This is a genomic window from Bradyrhizobium jicamae (genome assembly GCF_001440395.1).
Lineage (GTDB): Bacteria > Pseudomonadota > Alphaproteobacteria > Rhizobiales > Xanthobacteraceae > Bradyrhizobium > Bradyrhizobium jicamae.
This window is the reverse complement of record NZ_LLXZ01000118.1, coordinates 24,829-47,479: the sequence shown is the minus strand read 5'-3', so window position 1 is coordinate 47,479 and position 22,651 is coordinate 24,829. Positions and strand designations below refer to the sequence as shown.

At 59.1% G+C, this 22,651-nt stretch carries 20 protein-coding genes; 18 read left to right on the top strand and 2 right to left on the bottom strand.

Translation table 11 applies throughout. From position 1 onward, the window contains the following. Positions 1–150: 150 nt before the first annotated feature. The 5 genes from CQ12_RS19115 (at position 151) to CQ12_RS19095 (ending at position 4,632) form a co-directional block, all read left to right on the top strand. Positions 151–372, top strand: a complete 222-nt coding sequence (locus CQ12_RS19115; protein WP_057836854.1) for a hypothetical protein — start codon at positions 151–153, stop codon at positions 370–372. 156 nt (positions 373–528) lie between these two features. Beyond that, a complete protein-coding gene (locus CQ12_RS19110; RefSeq protein WP_057836853.1) occupies positions 529–1,599 on the top strand; it encodes a YeiH family protein in 1,071 nt (356 codons plus the stop codon). 310 nt (positions 1,600–1,909) lie between these two features. Further along, positions 1,910–2,572 (top strand): hypothetical protein, encoded by a 663-nt coding sequence (locus CQ12_RS19105; RefSeq protein ID WP_057836852.1) that lies wholly within the window; start codon positions 1,910–1,912, stop codon positions 2,570–2,572. After that, positions 2,569–2,835 (top strand): HGGxSTG domain-containing protein, encoded by a 267-nt coding sequence (locus tag CQ12_RS19100; protein WP_057836851.1) that lies wholly within the window; start codon positions 2,569–2,571, stop codon positions 2,833–2,835. The genes CQ12_RS19105 and CQ12_RS19100 overlap by 4 nt, the downstream gene beginning before the upstream one ends. A 243-nt stretch (positions 2,836–3,078) precedes the next feature. Then, positions 3,079–4,632 (top strand): winged helix-turn-helix domain-containing tetratricopeptide repeat protein, encoded by a 1,554-nt coding sequence (locus CQ12_RS19095; protein ID WP_057836850.1) that lies wholly within the window; start codon positions 3,079–3,081, stop codon positions 4,630–4,632. Positions 4,633–4,956: 324 nt separating this feature from the next. Here the strand turns inward: CQ12_RS19095 and CQ12_RS19090 are convergent, their stop codons facing one another. Continuing rightward, a complete protein-coding gene (locus tag CQ12_RS19090) occupies positions 4,957–6,822 on the bottom strand; it encodes an adenylate/guanylate cyclase domain-containing protein (protein ID WP_057836849.1) in 1,866 nt (621 codons plus the stop codon). A gap of 931 nt (positions 6,823–7,753) precedes the next feature. On the opposite strand from CQ12_RS19090, the gene CQ12_RS19080 reads away from it, so the two are divergent. From CQ12_RS19080 to CQ12_RS19010, 13 genes are all read left to right on the top strand, one after another. Beyond that, positions 7,754–8,608 carry a hypothetical protein gene (locus tag CQ12_RS19080; protein WP_157088334.1) on the top strand — a complete coding sequence of 285 codons (855 nt, stop codon included), beginning with the start codon at positions 7,754–7,756 and terminating at the stop codon, positions 8,606–8,608. Between the two features lie 263 nt (positions 8,609–8,871). Beyond that, on the top strand, positions 8,872–10,173 hold the full coding sequence (locus tag CQ12_RS19075) for a DUF3754 domain-containing protein (RefSeq protein WP_057836847.1): 1,302 nt from the start codon (positions 8,872–8,874) through the stop codon (positions 10,171–10,173). A 988-nt stretch (positions 10,174–11,161) separates the two neighbouring features. After that, entirely contained in the window at positions 11,162–12,427 is a 1,266-nt protein-coding gene (locus tag CQ12_RS19065) for a tyrosine-type recombinase/integrase (protein ID WP_057836845.1), read from the top strand. 91 nt (positions 12,428–12,518) lie between these two features. Continuing rightward, on the top strand, positions 12,519–13,367 hold the full coding sequence (locus CQ12_RS19060; protein WP_057836844.1) for a hypothetical protein: 849 nt from the start codon (positions 12,519–12,521) through the stop codon (positions 13,365–13,367). 148 nt (positions 13,368–13,515) lie between these two features. Next, positions 13,516–13,767: a hypothetical protein gene (locus CQ12_RS19055; RefSeq protein ID WP_057836843.1), complete on the top strand. Its 252-nt coding sequence runs from the start codon at positions 13,516–13,518 to the stop codon at positions 13,765–13,767. A gap of 274 nt (positions 13,768–14,041) precedes the next feature. After that, positions 14,042–14,314, top strand: a complete 273-nt coding sequence (locus CQ12_RS19050) for a winged helix domain-containing protein (RefSeq protein ID WP_057836842.1) — start codon at positions 14,042–14,044, stop codon at positions 14,312–14,314. Next, the gene (locus CQ12_RS19045) at positions 14,314–15,912 is read left to right on the top strand and encodes an AAA family ATPase (RefSeq protein WP_057836841.1); all 1,599 of its coding nucleotides are present in this window, start codon (positions 14,314–14,316) and stop codon (positions 15,910–15,912) included. Before CQ12_RS19050 ends, CQ12_RS19045 begins: the two co-directional genes overlap by 1 nt. Positions 15,913–16,204: 292 nt before the next feature. Beyond that, positions 16,205–16,513 (top strand): hypothetical protein, encoded by a 309-nt coding sequence (locus CQ12_RS19035; RefSeq protein ID WP_057836839.1) that lies wholly within the window; start codon positions 16,205–16,207, stop codon positions 16,511–16,513. A 223-nt stretch (positions 16,514–16,736) separates the two neighbouring features. Next, positions 16,737–17,390: a DUF1353 domain-containing protein gene (locus CQ12_RS41460; RefSeq protein WP_063799772.1), complete on the top strand. Its 654-nt coding sequence runs from the start codon at positions 16,737–16,739 to the stop codon at positions 17,388–17,390. Between the two features lie 32 nt (positions 17,391–17,422). Beyond that, positions 17,423–18,526, top strand: coding sequence for an NfeD family protein (locus tag CQ12_RS19025; RefSeq protein ID WP_157088333.1), 1,104 nt, complete (start codon positions 17,423–17,425; stop codon positions 18,524–18,526). A gap of 215 nt (positions 18,527–18,741) precedes the next feature. After that, the gene (locus CQ12_RS19020) at positions 18,742–19,188 is read left to right on the top strand and encodes a DUF5681 domain-containing protein (RefSeq protein ID WP_057836836.1); all 447 of its coding nucleotides are present in this window, start codon (positions 18,742–18,744) and stop codon (positions 19,186–19,188) included. Further along, complete coding sequence (locus CQ12_RS19015; protein ID WP_057836835.1) at positions 19,185–19,403, top strand: hypothetical protein; 219 nt, start codon at positions 19,185–19,187, stop codon at positions 19,401–19,403. The genes CQ12_RS19020 and CQ12_RS19015 overlap by 4 nt, the downstream gene beginning before the upstream one ends. Beyond that, positions 19,400–19,789, top strand: a complete 390-nt coding sequence (locus tag CQ12_RS19010; RefSeq protein WP_057836834.1) for a hypothetical protein — start codon at positions 19,400–19,402, stop codon at positions 19,787–19,789. Before CQ12_RS19015 ends, CQ12_RS19010 begins: the two co-directional genes overlap by 4 nt. A 395-nt stretch (positions 19,790–20,184) precedes the next feature. Here CQ12_RS19010 and CQ12_RS19005 read toward each other — a convergent pair whose 3' ends face one another. Next, positions 20,185–22,518 carry a hypothetical protein gene (locus CQ12_RS19005; RefSeq protein WP_057836833.1) on the bottom strand — a complete coding sequence of 778 codons (2,334 nt, stop codon included), beginning with the start codon at positions 22,516–22,518 and terminating at the stop codon, positions 20,185–20,187. Positions 22,519–22,651: the final 133 nt, after the last annotated feature.

Sequence of the window (22,651 nt, the reverse complement as noted above, 5' to 3'; positions counted from 1 at the left end):
AGGGGGTATTTCGGGCCGATAGAAGAAAACCCTCTCCTAGGACGGCGACATAAAACGGGCTTCCACGGCGCTGCCGCAAAACGCATTCCTCTACCCTTGCTTCCGCACGGTTATTCGCGACATTAGGTCTCAGCGAAAACGGAAGCCACCATGAGCCAACCCGCATTCGATCCCTTTGGAGAGCCGGTCCCGGCGGTCGATACCTCGGCCGCGCCGATTCGCGCGTCCAGATGGCTGAAGTCGGGCGGCGTCGGCCTGTTCTGGGGGCTTGTCGGCATTATCGTGCTGGCGCGCGCGGTCTTTTTCGAGCCGGGCGACCTCAGCTTCGAGCGCGCCGTGGCGTGGGCGCAAGGCCTGCTCGCCTCGCTTTAGCATCTTGCCGGCATGCGGTGTCCCGGCGGGATTGCCGGGGCGGCCTCACCTGCAAATGCAGGTTGAGGGACATAACTTCTCTGTATGGGCACAATCCGAAAATGGACTAGCGAGCCTGCGTGGTCCGGCGCATAAATTATTCTCCAAGGAGGATAAGTGCCGCCACCCCAGAGCAATTCCGACGAAACAAAGCCACGACCCGGCCTGTTCGGCCGCGGCCTGGCCCTCATTCCAGGAATCGTGCTCTGCGGCATCATCACCGCGGTTTCGCTCGGGGCGCAGCACCTCGAAGAGCACGTCTTCGTCCACCCCTACGTCGAGGCGCTGGTGATCGCGATCCTGCTCGGGATGGCGATCCGTACCATCTGGCAGCCATCCGAGCGCTGGCGTTCCGGCATTGCGTTCAGCGCCAAGCAATTGCTCGAGGTCGCCGTCATGCTGCTGGGCGCGTCCGTCAGCTTTGCCGCAATCGTTGCCTCCGGCTATCTCCTGATGGGCGCGATCGTCGCCACCGTCGTGGTGATGCTCGCGGTGAGCTATGGCCTCAGCCGCATGCTCGGGCTTCCGACAAAAATGTCGATCCTGATCGCCTGCGGCAATTCGATCTGCGGCAATTCGGCCATTGCCGCCGTGGCGCCGGTCATTGAGGCCAGCAGCGACGATGTCGCCTCGTCAATCTCGTTCACCGCAATCCTCGGCGTGTTGATGGTGCTGGGCCTGCCGCTCCTGATCCCCTTGCTTGGTCTAACGGCGACGCAATACGGCATTCTGGCGGGCCTCACCGTCTATGCCGTTCCGCAGGTTCTGGCGGCGACCGTGCCCGCCGGCATTGTCAGCACGCAAATCGGCACGCTGGTCAAGCTTGTGCGGGTGCTGATGCTGGGGCCGATCGTGGTAGCCCTTTCGCTGGTCGCGGCGCGCCGCCGCAAGCGCCACGCCGATCAAACCAAGGTCGCCGCCATCAGCCCGTTCAAGCTGGTGCCCTGGTTCATCATCGGCTTTCTGGTGCTCGCCGCCCTGCGCTCGCTTCACCTCGTGCCGGATCTTGTGGTCGCACCGGTGACGAAGACGGCGACCATCCTGACCGTCCTCTCGATGGCAGCGCTTGGCCTTGGCGTCGACGTGCGCGTGCTCTCGACTGTGGGCGGAAGGGTCACCGCTGCCGTCACGCTGTCGCTGCTCCTCCTGCTGGGCCTCAGCATCGGGCTCGTCCACCAGTTCCGGTGACCGGGAGGGACGCCGAACACGGGAGAAGGTGCGCGCTCCCAAAATATCGAAAACAACCCCATGCAAAGTAGCAGGCGGCCGCCGGCGCTCGATCAGCAACTTGACACGTCGGGCAAATCAGGGGCATTGCTCCACCATTCCGCAATCCTGTAAACGCCCATCGCCCCGCATTAGCGGGCGCGTCGGTTGCGGTTGCGGCTCAACCCTCACCCACCATTAAAAATTGCAACGGCTCGCCTCAGCGAACGAAGCGCCCGCGCGTGGCCGAACCGTGCGCTTCGCCCGCGCGTGGCACTCAAGGAATCCCGCCATGAACAACGCTCCCGACCTCACGATGCCAACGGCGATTGCCGAAGCCGACCCAAGCAAAGCTGCTGCAGCTCCGCGGATAAAGCTTAAGTCGCACGGATTTTCCATCGACCACCCTGACCTGGCGGTCGGCGAACAGTTGATGGCTGATACGCTGGGGGTCACCGATCGCGACGCGATGGATGGCATTCTCCGGCAATTGGTGAGGGCCAGCGTGAGCGGCGGGAGCCCTGACGAAGTCAACGTCTCCTTCATGATCTCGATGGTGCAGGGCATCCGTCCCCGGGATTCCGTCGAGGCCATGCTGGTGGCGCAGATGGTGTCGGTTCATGTGATGGCGATGCGATGCGCCCATCACCTCGCCAACGCCGACGACATCGCCCATCACGACAGCGCCGCGCGCGCCTTGGGCAGGCTCGCCCGCACGTTTCCCGCCCAGATCGAGGCGCTGAACCGCTACCGCAGCCATGGCGAGCCCGCCATCACCGTGCAGAACGTGTCGGTGGGCGACGGCGGCAACGCCATTGTCGGCAACGTCACGCAGCATGCGCGCGTGATCGTTTCCGACAAGAAGGCGGCATCCACGGCGCGGAAGGCGCCGAAGGCCGCGGGCTCCAGGCGACGGCGCGCTCCCGCCGATGCCAGGCGGGAAGCACAGGCATGAGCGATCACATCAGAAATACCAGCCCGATGCTGGCGAGCCCGCGTTGCGGCGCCAAAACCCGCACCAGTGGCGCGTGCCGCTCGCCGGCGGTGCATGGCAGGAAGCGCTGCCGCATGCACGGTGGCGCAAAGGGCTCCGGCGCGCCAAGGGCAAACCAGAACGCGCGCAAGCACGGCCTGTTCACCAGGGATGCGATCGCCGAGCGAAGGCGGATTCAGGCGTTGTTGGGGGAAGCGCGGAAGTTACTGGAAGAGATAGAGTGATCGGGAATGCGCTTTGCCGCTGTCCCGGTCATGAAAGACCATAGCTTCACGCCATAAGGTGCTTCCAACTGCTCGCGATTGAGAACATTGCGCACTTCGCACGGCAATGCGTGCGCCGTGCGGCAGCATGGCAGGGCGCGCTTGACATTCGGCTTACATTTTCCTCACCCGCGGCCTATCCTCGACGTTTCTGTCCGCGTTTGTGGCCCCGCTAATCGGAGGCCGCATCAGGGGGGCCGCAGTTTGCGCTATCTCTTCGAGGAGTATGCGTTGGACACCGCCCGTCGCGAACTCTGTCGCGGAACGGGTGTCGTTGCTGTCACCCCACAGGTGTTTGATCTCCTTGATTATCTGATCCGTCACCGGGAGCGTGTAGTCACCAAGGACGATCTCATCGGCGCCATCTGGAATGGACGCGTCGTGTCCGATGCGGCACTGACGACCCGCCTGAACGCCGCCCGCTGCGCCATCGGCGATTCCGGCGCGGAGCAACGCCTGATCAAGACGTTGCCGCGTAAGGGATTCCGTTTCGTCGGACAGGTGCGGGAGGCGCGAGAAGTTGCGAGCCCAAATCCGGGCGATGCGCCCGAGAGCGCTCCTGCACTTCCCGACAAGCCCTCCATCGCCGTGCTGCCGTTCGCGAACATGTCTGGCGATCCCGAGCAGGAGTATTTCGCGGACGGGATGGTTGAGGAAATCACCACCGCGCTTTCGCGGTTCAAATGGCTGTTCGTGATCGCCCGCAATTCGAGCTTCGCCTTCAAAGGCAAAGCCGTCGATGTCAAGGAAGTCGGACGCAGGCTTGGCGTGCGCTATGTCCTCGAGGGGGCGGTGCGCAAGGCGTCGGGGAAAGTTCGCATCACGGGCCAGTTGATTGAAGCGGCTACGGGTACGCACATTTGGGCAGACAGGTTCGAGCGTGACCTGACAGACATTTTTGCTCTTCAGGACGAAGTGACTGTCGCTGTTGTCTCAGCTATTCAGCCAAAGTTGCTTCAAACAGAAATTTCAATAGCGGCGCGGCGGCGACCGGAAGACCTCACCGCATATGATTTTTATCTCCGGGCTATACAGCAGGCCGGCCCATCGACCCGCGAAGGGTTGGCCGAGGCACTCCGACTGGTCCAACGCGCCTTGGAGCTTGACCCTGGATTTGCTGCGGCCGCTGGTCTGGCAGGTGCTTGTCACGCGGAAAATGTGGTTAGGGGCTATGCCATCGACCCCCAATTCGAACGCAGGGAAGCCGTTCGGCTTATGCGCGTGGCATTGAACCGCGACGATGGTGATCCCAGCACGTTGGCGACTGCTGCGTTGATCTCGGCACTTATGGTCGGCGATTGTGAGACTGAGATCGAGATGTCCGACCGGGCGGTTGCTCTCAACCCAAATTCATATCGCGCATGGAACTGCAGAGGTTGGGTCTACAAGATTGCGGGGCAGCCAGAGGAAGCGATCCGGAGCTTTGAACGTGCCGTGCGAATGAGCCCGTTAGACCCGCAACAATACACAGCCTTAACCGGGATGGGATTTGCCCTTATTGAGCTTCGTCGCTTCGACGAGGCCATCAGTGCAGGGAAGAAAGCCCAGCGTCACAACCCCCGCTATCCAGGACCATACCGCTGCCTCGCATCCGCTTTCGCCCATCTCGGACGCGACGCCGAGGCCCGTGAGGCGGCGGCTCGTATGCTTGAGGTCGACCCCGCTTTCACAATATCGGCGTGGATCGCTCGGAGCCAGCTACCAGAAAATGCGAAGCTGATGATTGAGGGTTTTCGGAAAGCGGGATTGCCCGAATGAGCCGTGCTCGTCCGCATCGACGGGCTGATCTATAGGGCGCGATTTGACGCGCGCTCCTTGCTGACAACGCCTCGTTCAGAACTACAAGCTTCATCGGCCGATGCTCAGACCGCAACCGACTTGCAAGTCCTCCAACAGAAAGCGAGTAGCTCGCATGAGCGCAGCGATATGCGGGGATGGACCATCCCCCGGATGTCGCTGCGCTCATCCGGGCTGCGCTTGCTGCTCGCGATTGACAGTGCGCACTTCGCACGGCAATGGCGCGCCGGACGAGATGAAACTGAGAACTGCTATCTCATTGAATTCAAGCTACAAAAAATCCTGTTACGCAGTCCGCGGTGCCTTCGCCCGCGTCAGGTCCTTTAGAAACTGATCCATGAGCGGCTTGTTGCCAAACCGGCGATAAGAGCGCTCTGACTCTAACGAAAATGTCGGTTGGGCCCCTACCAAGTTTGCCATCGTCAGCTGCGCCGCTTCTATGTCACCGCGCCCCCCTTGCAGCGCAGCCTGGATTAGCAGGCAGTTGGCATCGCGCGGCGCCCTTACAAGGCATTCGGCGATCACGGTTGCCGACTCATCGCGACGATCAGCGGCGTAAAGCGCCTGGCCATGCACATAGGCGTAATATTCCGGCGCCATGGGATGAAGGCGACGTGCCCGCTCGGCATTGGCAACGGCGTCCGCGTAGTCCCCGAAACGGACTTGCGCTTTTGCCAATGCCATCATGCTATCCGGGTCATTGGGATTCAGTTCGACGGCGCGCTTGGCGGCCTGCAGGCCGCCTGCATAATCGCCCTGCACCGCGAGCCCGAAGCTGATCACCTGATAGCCGAGCGAGAGATTGGGATCGAGGCGCACAGCCTGGCGCGCTTCGCTAAGACCTAGTTCCAGCTCGTGCGCTGTCGCCCGACCATTCGACCTCCTGGCCACATCCGCGATGTAAGTGAGGGCCAAGCCCGCACGGGCGGCGGCATAGGCCGGGTCCATTTCCAGCGCGCGCTGATATATGCCGCGTGCCTCCATAAGTGCTTCCGCATCCTGGGCGCCATGCCGGTATCGATGACGAGCCCGCAGGACAAGATCGTAAGCCTGAAGGTTGTCGGTCGGACGTTGCGCGGCAGCGGTGGCTTCACTTCGGCCGATATACGGCGCGAGCTGGGCGACGATTTCCGTGGTCAGCTCGCTTTGTACGGTGAAGACGTCGGCAACCTGCCTGTCGAAGCTGCGCGACCAAAGGTGCGCGCCCGATTTCACGTCGATCAGCTGCGCCGAGACGCGAAGCCGGTCCCCCTCGCGGCGCGCGCTGCCTTCCACCACGTAGGAAACGCCCAGCTTTACCCCGAGCTTGCGCACATCGCTTTCCTGCCCGCGCACGGCATATGTGGAGTCGCGCGCGATGATCTGAAGTTCGGAATTCCTTGCAAGCGCCGTGGTCACATCCTCGGTCAGCCCGTCTGCAAAGTACGACTGGTCGCCGCTCATGGTCGCAAAGGGCATGACCGCAACTGACGGCCGCGGGTCGGCGCGGGTCTGGTCGAAAGACAGCGCGGCCGGGAGCCGGCTGACCATCGCCGCCAGGGAAAGCGGTTGGATTTGGGTGCCGATGAGGACAAGGGCTACGGCGGCGACGCCATACGACCAGCGCGCAGCGGTACCGCGTAGAACGCTCGGGACTTTCCGCCAGCGAGGCCACGAGGATTGCGCGCGCCGTACCCGGTAGACATCAAGAAGCTCCGGAATATTTTTTGCGCGCCTGCGGCCCACACGCGCGAACACCTCGCCGCGATTGCGGTCTGCGGCCATGACGACAGCGCCGCTGACAAAAATGCTACCGGGGTCGGCCATCGCCTCTAGCCGTGTGGCGACATTAACGCCGTCGCCGTACATATCGCCATTATCCTCGATGACATCACCGAGGTTGATGCCTATGCGCAGCTCAAACGGGGCGTTGTCGAACCCTTGCTGGATAGCAGCGGCCGCATCAACGGCTTCGTTGACGCTTGGAAACATCGCAAGAAACCCGTCCCCGGTCATCTTGAAGATGCGTCCGCCATGCCGCGCGACTGTGGGTTCGATCAGATTATCGAAGACCGTGCGCAGCTCTTTATAGGTGGAGGCCTCGTTTTCGGCCATCATCAGGCTGTAGCCGACGATGTCGGCGGCCATGATCGCGGCGAGCTTGCGTTCCATCAATGGTTTCCCTGTACAGGGGCCCTGGCATTGCGGACAGTTAACGCCGCCGGCTTGAGATTAAACCTTCCAACCCGCATGCGGTTATCAACACAGCTCATATATGCGTGATTATTGAGACCCGTCCGGCGGCGCGCAGCGAGTTGTCCGCATGAGCGCAGCGATACGCGGGGATGGATCATCTGACGAATTTGTTCCGAGTTGCGAAATTCATTGCTGTGCGCGTTGCCGAGAATCCAAAGGGACCACAGTTCGCCTTGGGGGCTCTGCTTGGCGCCGGCGGATTTGTGGCAGGGCAACTCAATCAACTCATCGCAGCCTGGTGGGCTTCCCAGAGTTTCGCTACGGCACTTCTCGGGACCTAGCAGGCTCCTGATGAGAGTTTCGCGCACTGTCACCGTATTTCGATGTTTTCAGGGGGCCTCTTTCTCGCCCCCATCGTCGGCGCAAATGCGCAGGATTGTCGCCCATGTGGCGCGGCACCGGGCCGCCATTATGGCCCCACGATTTCGCCATACGCATCGTGTTGTTCACCTGTACGACCCTTCCCGTCAGGCTAGCCTTCGGAAACATGGACATGGGCGGTGATTTCATTGGCCGCCGGCGTGCGGGTGGCGGCGGGAGAACGGCACGGTCAGCGAAGCCCGGACAGTACAGCGCGAAGGCGCTTGCTTGCGGCGCATGGCTGCTCTCGTGTGTCATCGTCGCCGACATGGCGACGCAAACGGCATTGGCGGAAACAGCCGCGCCGGCCACGACACGCGTCGCTGACAACGAAAAGGAGCAGGATGGGCCTGGCGCCCCGCAAGCATCCCGCCCGCCAAAGCCGGATCCCGAAACAGTCCTGCGACAGGATGAGGTGCAGAAGCCGGCGCCGGAAGCTGCCGTTCAAATGCCGGAGGTGCGGAAATCGAGCCCCGACGCCAGGAATTTGGAGGCCAAGAGTTTAGAGGCCAAGGATTTACCTGTACCCCAGCTCGTCTTGCCGGACGATCTGGCGAAGAAGATCGGCCAGAAGATCTGGCTGAATGAAACGGGCGGAAAACGTGAGGCGATCACGTCATGGAATGCGAACGAGGAATTCGCGTCCCTGGGCATCGGTCATTTCATCTGGTTTCCTGTCGGCAAATGGCTGCCTTTCGAGGAGAGCTTCCCGGCCCTGCTCGAATCCATGCGCAAGAAGAACGTGCGTTTGCCCACCTGGCTGGACCAGACGCAAATTCCGGCCAACCCGTGGACCAGCCGGGCAGAGTTCAGGAAGCACGCCAACTCGCCGCAGATGAATGAGTTGAGGCAGTTCCTGCTCGACACCGTGGCAGAGCAGACGCAATTCATGATGGCGCGGGCGCAAGGCGCGATGGAGAAGATCCTCAAGACGACGCCCGAGGGCCCGGAGCGCGACCATATCGTCCTCCAGTTTACGCGCGTCGTTCGCGCTAGCGAGAATTTCTATCCGCTGATCGACTACATCAATTTCAAGGGCGAGGGCACCAACCCGAACGAAGCCGCCATGAACCGGGAGACCGGGCGACGGCAGGGATGGGGTCTCAAGCAGGTGCTGCTCAGGATGAACGGCGTGACCGGCGATCCGAAGGCCGTGCGCGCCGAATTCGCCGATGCGGCGCAGTTCGTCCTGCAGCAGAGGATTCGCAACCTTCCCTCCAACCGAGTCTTCGAGGTCGGCTGGCTGCGCCGCATCGCGACCTACCGCCGCCCGATCGCGGATATGGAATCGGGCCCCGAACGGGCTCCGAGGAGATCGCTGCGGGTGACGGCGGCGCGATAGCGTTGCTGTGAAGGGAACGGTTGCCGTTTTTGCGTATGCGTGAGGCGCATCAGCTTTGTCGCGCTGGCGTTTTGGTTGAAGAACCACGGGCGCGCCGCGGCATGATCTACGGTCAGGGCCGGGCTTGACGCGGCATTCCATCCATGACCTATCGATCCCCGCTATGGCATTGATACGTTGTCGGGGCCGATGAAGGTGCGGGTCGCAATCAAGTTCCGGATCCGGGTCGCGGAAGCGTTTCCGAGGCCGGCGGGCGGTTTGTGATGGATGCGCCCGCAGAGGTCGGCCCCCTGGTCGCCCCGCGCCAGCAGCGCGACCGCGTCATTCCGCTGCGCAAGTCTGACATCATCGACGGGCTGGCTGCCGAGGGCCGTCTTGACGAGGCCGACCAAGAAAAATTCACGCAGCTGGCCCGCATGCTCGGTGCCATCCTGCACTATGAATACTCCGCAGAGCTCGATCAGCTGCGCGAGACCTATTTTTACTTCGATCCCGAGGTCGACCCGCGCGAGTTCGGCTTCGCCAAGGATCTGAGCGAGCCCTACCGGCAATTGAGCGAGGAATTCGTCCGCGTATTGACCGATGCCAACTTCGTCGAGGTCTCGCATGAGGACATCACAAAGGCCTTTGCCGAGCGCGCCCGGGTACGGGTGAAGATCAAGGCGCCGATCGAGGATTATCGCGATGTCCGCATGTTCCGCCGGGGCAGCCACATAGAGACGATCGAGATTCCGGCTTGGTTCGGCCTGCGCAAGCGTCCACTCGAGGTAAAGGTCTACGACGACGTCGTGCTGATGGTCGCGACCAAGCCCGACGATATGAGCTCGGACGAAACGCGCAGGGCATTGTCGAGCGCACGACGCGGCGGACAAAAAGTCCGCAGCGGCGCGGTGCTGTTCAAGTATTTCCGGCACATTGCGCGCGCCGATCTCAAGGCACTGTTTCCCAATGTGCGAGTGGTCAGAAGCCTGCTTGACCATCTCATGCTGGGGGTGCCGGCAATTCTCGGCGGCGTTCCGATCCTGATCAAGCTGGCATCGACCCTTACAGTGCTGTTTTTGGTCGCCGGATTCTACCTCGGCCTTTCCGGCACGATGCAGGACCGGGACATGGAGCAGGCGCTGGCCGCGCTCAGCGGAATACTGGCGCTGGGCGCCTTCCTGCTGCGGCAGTGGGGAAATTTCCACCGCCAGTCGCTGATCCACCAGAAGCAGGTCACCGACAACGTCTATTACCGCAACGTCAATAATAATGCCGGCATCTTCACTTACCTGATCGGCGAGGCGGAGGATCAGGACTGGAAAGAAGTGCTGCTTGCCTATTACGGCCTGTTGATCGAAGCGAAGCCCGTCACGCGTTACGTACTCGATGCGCGGATCGAAGAGATTCTGGCGCGAGTGATCGGAGTCTCCGCCGATTTCGACGTCGATCACGCTCTGTCGCGGCTGAGACAGTTTGATCTCGTCATCGAGACCGATGGCGGCCTCACGGCGGTGCCGCTTGTCGACGCGCTCCGACGGCTCGATCGGGAGTGGAAGGGACTTTTGCGAACGGCGACGACCTGACGGCCGGTCGCCGCGACACTGTTACGGTGACAGTGTATTTAACTGCGTTGATAGTTTAGTGCACTGTCACCGTAATTTGGGCCATCAAACTTTGGAAGAGGTGGAGCGCTACACTAAGGCGGCGAGCCGAAAGAAAACGGCTGATACGGCCATGGCGAAGTTAATCGGATAAGCTAGCGGTTTGTGTGGGGCGTATTGCCGACTCGACTTTGCAATCCTTAGGCGCGAGTGCGGGAGTGGTGGGCATCCAGTAACGTTACATGTCTCTCCAAGCCTCGTCCGACACAGTGAATGAGAGTTTGGCCCCATCCTCTATTGCAACATTTTCTGCCAGCAAGATTGAGCCCATTGGCCAAGGTCCGCTCAGCTATATCGACTGAGCCACTAACGCCGATTCTTGATGATCACCAACTTCAATCGCGAGTTCTGCCCATCCCTCATCGTCAGTAACTCCGCTCGCGTCGTCACGCCAAATGCCGAAATCGACCCGTATATCCCAATTACTCGCCGGGCGACCGTTCTCACTTGCCACGTGGATTTGGAAATCCCAAGTTTGAACCATTTGCATTCCCTTGCGAGACCGGCATCGGCAGTGGGTAGCGTCTTATGCGATGGGTGTCGTGGCTGGGAGGCTCAACCGGGGGTTATATCCGTTTCATTGCCACGCAAACAGGTGCCACGACGATTTCACAGGACTGAAACGGGAACAGTAAGTATCCCACTGGAAACGTGAGTGGGATAAAAATCGGAAATTTAGCCGCAAATACACTGGCAGATTTTGCCGCTGGCGCTCCCTAGGGGAATCGAACCCCTGTTTCAGCCTTGAGAGGGCAACGTCATAGTTGTTACCTCTGCTTACCCCAAAATTCTTGAATTTGCCTATTGGTCAAAGTACCGTGTTTTCGGGCTGATTTGAGGGCTTCGACAATTTCTCGTCTTTACCCTCGTTCCCTACCTCCTGCTTACCTGGTGCTTACCCGAGGGTTTTATGCCGAAGCTCACTAAAAGGACCGTAGACGCCGCAAAGGCGGCCAAGGGTGAGCTATTCCTGTGGGATGACGAACTTCCAGGGTTCGGCCTGCGGGTCAAGGCAAGCGGCGCCAAGTCATTCCTGGTGCAATATAGGAACGCCAACGGCCGGAGCCGCCGGCTGACCGTAGGCCGATTCGGTGTCCTGACCGTCGAGGAGGCGCGGCGCCAAGCCAGGCTTCTTCTGGCTGAGGTCGTTAAGGGTGCAGATCCGGCGGAAAATAAGAAGCTCGCCCGTGGCGCCATGACAATCGAGGAGCTTTGCCAAGAATACTTGGCGAAGGCCGAAAAGGGCCTGATCATGACCAGGCGCGGAGGCACCAAGCGGTCCTCGACCCTTTATACTGACAAGGGGCGCATCAACCGGCACATCGTCCCCCTGATCGGGAAGCGGACCGTCAAGGACCTTACCTCCGCGGACGTTCGGAAGTTCATCCAAGACGTCATTGCCGGCAAGACGGCGGGCGAGTTTAAGACAGCGAAGCGTAAACGCGCCATTTCGCGAGGCGGTCCCGGAGCTGCGGCCCGCACGAAGGGGTTACTTGGCGGGATCCTCACATATGCAGTGCACGAAGGTTACCGCTCAGACAACCCGGCGACCGGTGTTGTGCGCCCCAAGGACAAGAAGAGGCAGTGGCGGCTCGATGATGCCGGCTATCGGGAACTTGGCAAATGCTTGAAGCGCGCCGATCACGATGGCGGAAACTGGCAGCCAATCTTGGCCGTGCGTGCCGCTGCGCTAACGGGCGCTCGTTTGCGAGAGATCGAAGGTCTCTTGAAGACAGACGTCGATGCGGCAGGAATGGTTCTCCGACTGCAGGAAACGAAAACCGGAAAGAGCATTCGACCGATCGGATCGACCGCCCTAGCCGTGATCCAGGAAGCCGCGGGTCGCTCCAAATCCAAATACGTGTTTCCCTCGGTCACCAGTGTGCAGAAGCACCATGCCGGGCTAACGCGATGGCTCAAGGATGCAGCAGGGAAGACCGTGCCGGGTATCACCTCACACGGGCTTCGCCACTCATTCGCATCAACGGCCGAAGACCTCGGCTACTCCCTACCCACGATCAAGGCCCTCCTGGGGCAGGCCGGACTGAGTGTGACGGAGGGTTACATTCATAAGGTGGATAGCGCGCTTGTCGCCGCCGCGACGCGCATAGCTCAGCACATCGACGAAACCATGAATGGAAGAACATCGAAGGTCGTCCCATTGAGAACGGCCTGATCTATCGGCGCGGCTAGGGTAGCTCCCGAAAAGCTGGTTCCGCACCGGCCTGCCGCGTCGTCACGATGCGGAGCACTGGCGGAGTGCGGTTGTGAAGAAAAAGAGGCCCAAGCCGGCAACGGTCAACTTTGAGCATAAGCGCATCAAAGAACACCATGAGCCAAGCGGTAGTGTCACGTACCTTGAAACGCGGGGTGCCCGAGAGGCGAGCACGGTATTCCTGTTCGAGGATTTCGAGGAGACCCTCTCGATGCCCAACCATCAAGGGCACACTGCAGCGGACACATATGCTTCATTTTTCGAGGCATCGGGGCATTGGCTAAGGGAAGTCGGAGAGAAGACGTTTTTCGAAGTGGTCGATGACGTCGAAAAGGTGAAGGCTGAATTGCCGCCTGAAGAGCGAACAGGGGAAGTTGATAGGTTCATCTTCCAGAAATGGGCTTTCGAAGTCGGTATGAAACACGGCTTCTTGTCTCCAGCCGCAATTGCCGCGGAGTTTGTTTCGTCCTCGGACTACCTCCACCGTTTGGTTGATGGAAACGAGGAGCTCCAACGCGCAATCTATCAATTCGCGGAGGCCTGGCACTGGTTCCGGTTCGAGGGAAAGGGTGAGCATGAGCTGGCCGCGATCGGACTTCAGAGCGCCAGAGCCAGAATGATGGGCCCGCAGGTCCGGCGGGAGATGGGCGATTTACGAAAGAAGATTGTCCTCAGCGCCTATGAAGCGTTCGCCGCCGACGAAAAAAACCGAACGTCCAGAGGCAGCGCCAAGGCAGCGGCCGGGGTGCTTTTGACAGAAATAAACCGGAAACTGACCGAACTGAACCGCAAGCCCATTGCGATCAAGACACTCACCGACGAGCTACGACCGATAATCGAAGAGCGCTTTCCGAAGAAGAAAAAGGGCAGCGCTCCAGGCTCGCCATCAGAAAAAGGCTGAGCAATAATTCCGGAATGGCCAATTCCGGAATTTTCGCAGTCTCAATTGGCCATTTCAGGAATCTGATAAGTATCGAATTTCTCTGAGTTTTTGCATGTTGCCTCCGGTTGCTGCGGATCGATGACCGCAGCCAAAATGCGAGGCGCTGATGACTGAACTCGATGATAACAAGGCCGACCGTCTCCTTCGACGTGCACAGGCGGCGGAATACATCGTCACGACGTACAACGTACCCTGCTCACCGAAAACTTTGGCAAAGCTCGCCTGTGTGAGTTCGGAAGGGCCGCCGTTTCACGCTGGCCGCTTCCCCCTCTATCCCGTCTCCGGGCTGGATGCTTGGGCGAAGAAAAAGATCGGCCCGCTGGTCAGATCGACGTCTCAAATCGGCCGCGCCGCTTAATCCCACAACCCAAATGAAAACCCGGCTGCACGATCCATCTTACCAGGATCAGTTCGTGCGCACCGGGCTTCCAAGGAGTCCTGAAGTTGAAAACCTGTATCAAACGACGTTCCAAATCTCAACCAGTTTCCGACCTGCCGCTGTTCGCATGGCGGGTCGTTGTCCTCCGGCCGGCCACGCCGGCTGGACAATTCGTTGCGCGCCGATACCGCGTGCACCCCGCATTCGCGGATCTCGTTGCGAACCTTGCTGGTCTCGGATCGGGGGTGGAGCGATGAGCAACATCACCATCCGTATGCCGGGCGGAACCCAGCGCACGTTCACGGGCCGGCAGGCGTGGATGCTGCGCAGGTTGATCAACGCTGGGTGCGCAGGGATCACGTTGCTCGATAACCCCGCACCCCGCGGTTCACATTACCTCTATATGTTGAGAAAGGCGGGCCTCACCATCTCGACGACGAACGAGCCACACGAGGGACCGTTCCCAGGAACGCATGGGCGCTACAGGCTCGAAACCGTGATCACCGTTGTCGAAGAGGCTGCGTAATGAACTTCCATAACGCACGCCCGCCGTTGACGGCAGCAGAGCTGAAGCGGCGCGCCGCAGCCTTGTCGGCAAACCAGCAGAAGGAGGTCATCCCCGATGACCTCCCAGGCGCACACGACGATGAAAGGCAGTACGGCGCGACCGCGGCAAAAATCCTGCGCGACGTTAAGCGTGGAGTCGCGCTGGCGTCTCAAGATGCCAAGTTTGCGCTTTTCCAAGAGGCCGCAGCGACCCTAGCAGATGCAGTCGCAAACCAATGGGTGCCGAAGACCGTAATGGTTGATCGTCTGCACGAAATCGCAATCGCACATGACTTCTTCGAGCGCGATCAAGATGAGGTCGAGCAGGTCATCGCCAGCTGTGCGGCGGAGATTTCCATCCCGGTCTCGGTTGAGCTTCCGCAGTTACCGTCTGACTCCAAGAAGGCCAAGCGACGATTGATCAGCCACCGCGCAAGTGATCTGGAGCCGGAAAAGCTTGTGTGGGTTTGGCCGGGCCGCATCCCGGAGGGCAAGCTCGTGCTACTCGGCGGCCCGCCAGGTCTCGGCAAAAGCCAGCTCACGGCGTTCATGTCAGCCACGGTTTCAAATGGGAGCCATTGGCCGTGCGGTGAAGGCCATGCGACCAAAGGCGACGTCATCTTCATGAGCGCGGAGGATGGCGTTCAAGACACCATCATCCCTCGTTTGATGGCCGCAGGCGCCGACCGAGAGCGCGTGCACATCGTGTCGGCCGCCACGAAACCCGACGGGACCGGCAGGAAGACGTTCAGCCTGAAGACGGACGTCGATCTTCTTGAGGAAATGGCCAAGAAAATTGGCGCGGTCAGACTGATCATCGTTGATCCGATCTCAGCGTATATGGGCGGCAGCGACGGAAACGGAAACGTCGAAACGCGCGAAGTCCTGGAGCCGTTGGCCGACATGGCCAATCGTCTGCGCATCGCGGTCGTAGCGGTGACGCATCTTAACAAGGGCGGCGGTGGCGGCAATCAGAGCGCATTGAACCGGTTTGCGGGCTCCATCGCGTTCGTGGCGGCAGCTCGCGCCGCCTTTGCGGTCATCGAGGATCCTGAGGACGACGAGCGACGGTTCTTGCTCCAGGCAAAAAACAACCTCGGCAAGAAGTGCAAGGGGTTGGCATTCCGGCTGGAGCAGCGCTTGGTTGGGGACGATGTAATGTCATCGAACGTCATGTTCGAGGGCGATCACGTCAGCGAGTCGATCGACGAGGCCCTGTCCGCCTCCGAGAGCCGCGGCAAAAAAAAGGGGTCGTCGGGTGGCACGGAAGACGTCATGCAGTTCCTGAAGGACATCCTGTCGAGTGGGCCGGTGGATGTTCTTGAGGTCGAGCGCCAGGCCAGGGCGGCAGCTTTGCTCGAGGACGACAAGCGGCTGAGCAAGAGCAAGGCCTTCCGCGATGCCCGAACCGAGCTTCTCGTCAAGTCAACCCGGGACGGCTTTGGGCCCGGTTCCCGCTACGTGCTGGAGCTGCCGGATGCATCATGGGCGCCCCAGAACCCCATGGGCGCCCCTTCCGAAAAGGGGGCGCCCATGGATAATTTGGGCGCCCATGGAGAGGTTGGAGGTCGGCAATGACGGGCCTCCGAACCCGCCTGACGGACCGGAGGGCCCATTGGCTCTACCGGTTCGAATGTGACGGGCAAGTCTATACCGGCGGCATCGGCCGGTTTGGGGACGGCCCGATTGCAGAGATATTCATCAACGGCTCGAAGGTCGGAACGGCGGCCGAAACGAACGCACAAGATGCCGCGATAGTCGCATGCTTGGCCCTGCAGCATGGTTGTCTCGCTATCCGGCACGCCTTGGCTCGCTCGGGCAGTGCTGGCGGTCCGGTCGCCACGCTATTGAACGTGGTGGAGGCCTGTCTATGAGACGGCATGGTGAGGCGCACTGGCAGGTCCTCATCCCCTTCGATGCACGGGAAGGCGTCAGCCTTGGTCAGGCGGCAAAGCGCGCCGGCAAATCTGAAACTACCCTTCGCAATTGGTGTGTTCAGCATGGGTTAGGTAGGCGGGTGGGCGGCGGTGTTTGGGTCGTCAGCAAGGTCGCTTTGACCATGTTCCTCGATGATGATCAGGAAGCGCTCGCCGCCTATCTGGCCGGGGATCGTTCAAGCTCAATCATGAAACATTACTTTGAGCAGGTCGGAATACCGTTGCCGAAAGTATCAGCTTAGAGTGCGACCTAAGCCATCTGCGGCACCACCTTTTTTCGGTTTCCTAGCCCCGCCGAATACCGGACACGAACAGCTTAGACGGAAGCACCTGGTCGGCCTATCCGCTCGTGCGGAGCGCATTGTTGGCTTTGTTCGAGCAGGTTGTAAGTCTTGCAACTTGGACTATGATCTTCGCTTTCTATTCTGACCGTATCGTGGAGCTTTGTGATCGGTAGGGACGCCAATGACCGTCAGGGCGGGAACGCAGAAAAGCCGGCGCGAAGTTCTTGCAACGATATTGGCGATTCCATTTCTCAGTGCAACGAGCGGGCTCGCTTATTCGGAAGGAAAGTTTGTCGGGAAGGTCGCCGCGGAATGGATTGATGACTCCCGTCGAATGCGTCTTCTCGCGCCGTTTGAGTTCATCGATGCAAATGGGCGCCGCTGGCCTGTTCCTGCGGGTACAATCATAGACGGGGCATCAATACCACGCGTCTTTTGGAGCGTGATTGGGGGCCCGTTTGAGGGGGCTTATCGCGGACCGTCAGTTATTCATGACTATTTTTGCGACGTGCGGACGCGGAAATATCCAGAAGTTCATCTCAATTTCCATGAATGCATGCTCGCAGCCGGCGTCAGCCCCAGCCTGGCATGGCTTATGTACCGAGCGGTTGCCGTCTTCGGACCAAAGTGGCCGGATCCAAAGATTCCCGCAAAGTGCGAAATCGTTGGTAAAGACTATGATTTCGACTTCTGCACACAAAATGCGGTAAGGCCGGAAGCAACAACCCCCAGCGCGACAAAAGCCGAGCTCCAGGCGTTCGCAAATGGGCTTGAAGGAAAGGTAGATCCTGCCGATTTGGCGAAGCTCCGTCAAAGCATAGACGCAACACCTTAGTTTCAATCGGCCACTTCCGAAAGGATTCGGAAATGCGCATGATCATCGCTACGCTTCGGATCGCGCTCTGCATCTCTTTGTTGTGGCTGTCGGCGTGTGCTACGAGCATATCCGCTCCGGCAGCCTCAACTAAGAATCTCCCTCAAGGATGCGACCTTACTTTGGAAGGCGAGGTGGGCGAGGGAAGTTTGAAAAGTCTTAAGTCCGACTACAGCATTGCTTCAAAAAAATTTGATGCGATTCCTAAGAAGCCTACCGAGTCTGTCACTTTTAGCCCCACCCTTTGCCTGGATAGCCCTGGAGGGAATCTTCGGGAGGCGCTCAAAATTATCGATTGGCTTCTCGAGACTACCTTCATCACGACCGTCGTCCCACAAAACGCGAAGTGTTTCTCTGCCTGCGCACTGATCTTCATGTTTGGGAATTTCAACGAGGGCCACGGGATAGTTGGGGTGCCAAGCCGCAAGCTGCACCACTTGGGTCAACTTGGTTTCCATAGTCCACATATTGCGCCGCTAGTAGATGCGAAGGATGCGCTTCTGTCGGCTCAAGCTTACCGGTCCGGGATTAAGGCGATCGGCGCGATTCTAGAGAAAGACCGAGAGGAAATCTTCTTTCCGAAAGCGCTTTTGATCGATGCTCTCAAGAAGGAACCCGAGGAACTGCTGTATGTTGACACGGTGCAACGGGCAGCATCATGGGCAATCGATGTCTTTGGCTTTGAGCCGCCTAAACAGTTGACCATGAGGATGTTGGAAGCAGCATGCCTGAACGAAGCTCGCTCCAATAAGCAAGGCGCGAAAGGGATGATGCGGTGGTGGCGTTCCAACGAATCGCCAACTGGACAAAGGGAGGAGCTTACTGCGCCTGCAGTTGTAGTTTCGTTCAAAAACGGTCACCACCGCGCGGTTTTTGATAAATTCGGTGACGAAGATGCATTCGTTTGCGTGGTCGATGCATATAGGCAACAAGACGGTAAACTAGCTATTGATGTCAATTTCGGCGATAGCGTTGGCGACAAAAACATCGGCAAACCGAGAGGTTTGGCCACGGCCAAAGAGTATGGTGGAAACTCATCGCTCTGGTTCACTTTTGTTGGAAAAACCCGACTGCAAGACCTTCCGAAGAAAAACTGAGGTCGGGTAGACGGCAGACTCGCCAGTCCTCAAGCTTCATTACATCCATAAGAGGCGCAACCTCCGCGGTCTTAGCGTAGCGACAGAGTCAAGCGTTCCGTACTTACAATCTCATGTTCAACACATGCGATTGTCAGGTCACGCGATGAGCCGAGAACGGACGAACCGCTTCGACAAACTCCTGCAGCCCCGAGGTCGAACGGACCCGAAGTCGAATGCCTGGTACTGATAATACAGTCGGGAAACAGCGAGGCCGCCCTTTTCAGAAGGGCCAGTCCGGCAATCCTGAAGGCCGTCCGAAGGGCTCGCGTAATGCCACGACGTTGGCGCTGGAAGCCCTTCTGGATGGGCAGGCGACCGCGCTCACACAGAAGGCAATTGACCTCGCCTTGACCGGCGATATCCCGGCCCTTCGGCTCTGCCTTGATCGGATCCTGCCGCCTCGCAAGGACCGACCCGTGACGTTCACGCTACCGGAGATCAAGAGTGCCCAGGATGCTTCAGCGGTCGTGTCGTCTGTGCTGGAGGCCGTGGCCGCCGGCGAGATCACACCGGCGGATGCTGCCGAGGTCGGTAAGCTGATCGATAGCTACGTGAAGGCGTATGAGACCGCCGAGCTTGCCGGGCGATTGGAGCGATTGGAAAGGATGACCAGCCAATGATAGCGCGCATCGCGGGACGGATTGCAAGGCTCGAACAATTTCGCCGGCCGCAGTCTTCCTATGTGCTGCATGTCAGCAAGCCGCCGACGTCGGAAGAGTTGACCGCGATAGAGAAGGCGAAGGCTGAGGGACGCCGATTTGCAATCCTTCCGCGCACCAGCGCCAGTGTTGAGGAATGGTTGACCAATTATGCTCCTCGGGAGGCGCTGCAATGACTGCTCGGAATGTTCAATCCCGGATTACCAAGCTGGAAGCACGCAGCGCTCGGCCAGACGAGATTCTGGTGGTCTGGCGGATGCCTGATGGCGATGTTGCCGAGGCATTGAAAGGCGCGACCTTCGCCAAAGGCGACAAGGTGATCTGTGCGGAATGGTTCGGTGACAGTCCACCTCCAGAACCTCGCTGGTACGGCGATGAACTGAGAAGGGCTATGCCACCTGGAGAGTATGAGCAAATCAATCGGACGATCGATCACGTCGCAGGCAACCATCAAGCGAAGCGAGATCCCGGCTTCGCACCGTTCCCAAGTATCACCGAGGATCGGATGAAGAGAATGACGGACAACGAACTGACCCATGCTATCCTCGGGGTTCGGACATGAAATCTCTTGCGCGGCGTATTTCATTGCTGGAGCAGCACCAAGGCGACAGCCAGCGCCGTGCTTCACGGGGATCTGGAGGCGCTCCAGGAGCTTTCCCTGTATCGACCCGACAAGGTTACTGCCAGCAAAGAACAGCGTGCCGCGGCCCTTGCCGCCGGCCTGAGGGCTGATCTATGAGCCCGCGAGAGGATCTGGCCTCGCGCATTGACGACATTCGCGCGGAAGCAGATGCGTTGTCGATGCGTAGGCCGAAGAGCCGAAGGCGCAGGCGCCGGGCGTTCGGCTAACGTGCTTCGCAACATCATCACGAACCGCAACTTAGCGGTCCCCGTGAGCCCTTTGGCGCCGCTCAAACGATTAAAACCTTGGCTCCTGTTGTCGTCTAGCGCTGATTACTACGGTGGACGCACCTCCATGGAACTGCCCCTATTGAGCTCCTTAACCAACTCGTCCATTGACGTCCGATTATAACCGCCCTCAAGAAGTGCGGTGATTTGTCGACGCGCATGGCTGGACAAAGTCCACCCAAGCGGCGACTCAAGAACGCCGGCGAGCGAGAAGTGATAATATTTATCCCCGCGGCCGATGACTTCGTTTCGAAGTTCCAGCGCAATGCGAATACCGCTCATTGAGCGTGCTTGCATTGCCACACCAAATGGCCCGGGTGCTCCTACGCGGCTAGATCCAAAAAGCGCTAGCGATTGGATGGCGTCATATCCGGTCGCTTTGAGAGAAAGCTCTTCTTGCTGTCTCTTCTTCGCGTTGCTGCATTCTGCCAGGCGACCATCATTGCCGTCGAGCAAGGCCATAGATCCACAATCCGGATCGCTAGTAATTTGGATCACGATTATTCGTGGCGCTTTATCTCCGGTGTTGGAGATTGACTTTAAGTACTTGTAGGCGTCGAGCGCCGTTGCTGCGCCGTAGTTGTCATAGAAACCACCATCGGCCACACCTATGACGTCGCTGCATGCGCTGTTGGCGGCGTCTCTCTTGACTAACCTGAACCAGCCCCATTCTTCAAGGTATGGGAAGCGAGCGCTTGCGTTGGCAGCGGCGCTCAACGGCAAATCTAGTTGCTCTGCTATATTTGGTCGACACTGGCTATGCGGTTCAATCCAATGTACATCAAGGCTGCTTATGGCGATCCTGTAGCCACCTCCAACCGATGTTGTATTTAGAGCCAGCGCTGGCTCCCATGTGTCTGGTTGACCCCGCCACAAGCTACGAAAGGAGGCGCTGAACAAATTTGGCGCCGAAGGTAGAATATCTGCCCACCGCTGCTCCCAGGTTCGCTCCAGAACTTCGCTTCTGAGGGGGAAGACTGGCACAACCAAATTAAGAAGCTGACCAGTCAATGTTGCGCCAATAATACCAGCCAGAAAGTCGTGCTTGTGAAACTCAGTAACGCACGATTGATACGAGAACTTTCCGCTTTCTCCTCGGCATGGTGGCGCCGGAAGCCCGATCAGTGCTCGGTAAAGTGCCAGCCCGACCGATCCGCCTGAGACGCCACTGGCCAAAAATAGTTTGTTGCGCATGGTTGGAGCGTTATCGGTCGCGTGCGTCAAGACCAAGGACGTCCAATAACTTGCCCTAATGCCTCCGCCTGCGGCTGCGATGATAACTAGCGTTGCACCATCGCGTGGTTGGAAAGCCATGGCGCTGGCATATGCATCATCCATTGTCGGGCTGCTTGCATGGCTAGCAGTCCCACGAATCCAATCGAGATTGTTGCCCAAGGGCAGCGTCGCCCAAGCCAAGAAGCGCAATGCCAATCCACCTATAACTAAAATCATCAATAGGTGAACTACGCTGATGTGTTTGGCGCGTCTCCATCGGGTAATCTCAGTCAACACCAACATCCAGGCTGAAATTGCGAGCCCAATCACCACAGCTGAACCCAGCTTCTCTCCCACTTCCGACGGGAAGAAACCGATTGCCAGAATCACGCCTGCACCAACAAGCCCAGCCACCCACTTAAACTTCACTAAAAAGTATGCCCCGTAAAACAGCAGCCGCATTAACCAAAGGCAGCCAAAAAGAGATAGGACGAAGAGAGGTGTCGCCGGAGACGGAGACGGAGACCAAATGAGGTAGCCGACAAGATACATGAGTATGGGAAACACAAGCTGGAACGAGCTAACGATCTTGCCGCTTACTCTGTCCGCTGTTCCCTCAAAGAAACCCAAAAGCGCATGCGCACACGCACCAAAGACCGCGAGTACGACCGCGGCGCTAAAAGCGAGCCCCATCCAAAACCATATTCCCTCTTGGCCTGACCGAGCTAGATCCCTCCCTTGACCGGAATAAAACACACCCCATGCAAAAAGGGCGACCATTGCGAGAAGGGGCCCGAGTTGAACCAGCACTCTCTCTGCTGACCGAGATACGGCAGCAAACCTTCCAGGCTTCTCGATCGCCACTTCCAGAACGGCCCCACCTTCTTCATCAATGCGCGGCTTCCCGACTAGGATGTCGTTGAGCGCGCCGACAGCCCAAGGCTTCAAGGGAACGCGGCCAGAAGGCGGATAGCTGCCCAATTGCCTATGGACCACACTAAGGAGCTCGCGGACCTCGCTCACCTCACGGCCATCGATAGGAATTACCGTCGTCGTCACCTTCTCATTAATGAGTTTGTCTACATAGAGCGTAACCTGCAACTTGGAGGTAGTTGCGGGCAACCAAGGCTGAAGTGGGGTTTCACTCGGTTTGAGCTGATCGACCATCGGTACCCTCTCTCGAGAGGTTGTCGATGGCACGATGTTAGCCGCTTCAAGCGTCGCATACCAGTTCAATAGGCCACCGAGGCCAGTCTGGCTCGGAAGTCGCCCAAGACGGACAAGCGCCGCCTGCGAGGCA

Coding starts and splice junctions, on each gene's coding strand:
- CQ12_RS19115 (WP_057836854.1), top strand. CDS start 151: ATGAGCCAACCCGCATTCGATCCCTTTGGAGAGCCGGTCCCGGCGGTC.
- CQ12_RS19105 (WP_057836852.1), top strand. CDS start 1,910: ATGAACAACGCTCCCGACCTCACGATGCCAACGGCGATTGCCGAAGCC.
- CQ12_RS19100 (WP_057836851.1), top strand. CDS start 2,569: ATGAGCGATCACATCAGAAATACCAGCCCGATGCTGGCGAGCCCGCGT.
- CQ12_RS19090 (WP_057836849.1), bottom strand. CDS start 6,822: ATGGAACGCAAGCTCGCCGCGATCATGGCCGCCGACATCGTCGGCTAC.
- CQ12_RS19075 (WP_057836847.1), top strand. CDS start 8,872: ATGGATGCGCCCGCAGAGGTCGGCCCCCTGGTCGCCCCGCGCCAGCAG.
- CQ12_RS19065 (WP_057836845.1), top strand. CDS start 11,162: ATGCCGAAGCTCACTAAAAGGACCGTAGACGCCGCAAAGGCGGCCAAG.
- CQ12_RS19055 (WP_057836843.1), top strand. CDS start 13,516: ATGACTGAACTCGATGATAACAAGGCCGACCGTCTCCTTCGACGTGCA.
- CQ12_RS19050 (WP_057836842.1), top strand. CDS start 14,042: ATGAGCAACATCACCATCCGTATGCCGGGCGGAACCCAGCGCACGTTC.
- CQ12_RS19045 (WP_057836841.1), top strand. CDS start 14,314: ATGAACTTCCATAACGCACGCCCGCCGTTGACGGCAGCAGAGCTGAAG.
- CQ12_RS19035 (WP_057836839.1), top strand. CDS start 16,205: ATGAGACGGCATGGTGAGGCGCACTGGCAGGTCCTCATCCCCTTCGAT.
- CQ12_RS41460 (WP_063799772.1), top strand. CDS start 16,737: ATGACCGTCAGGGCGGGAACGCAGAAAAGCCGGCGCGAAGTTCTTGCA.
- CQ12_RS19025 (WP_157088333.1), top strand. CDS start 17,423: ATGCGCATGATCATCGCTACGCTTCGGATCGCGCTCTGCATCTCTTTG.
- CQ12_RS19020 (WP_057836836.1), top strand. CDS start 18,742: ATGCCTGGTACTGATAATACAGTCGGGAAACAGCGAGGCCGCCCTTTT.
- CQ12_RS19015 (WP_057836835.1), top strand. CDS start 19,185: ATGATAGCGCGCATCGCGGGACGGATTGCAAGGCTCGAACAATTTCGC.
- CQ12_RS19010 (WP_057836834.1), top strand. CDS start 19,400: ATGACTGCTCGGAATGTTCAATCCCGGATTACCAAGCTGGAAGCACGC.
- CQ12_RS19005 (WP_057836833.1), bottom strand. CDS start 22,518: ATGGTCGATCAGCTCAAACCGAGTGAAACCCCACTTCAGCCTTGGTTG.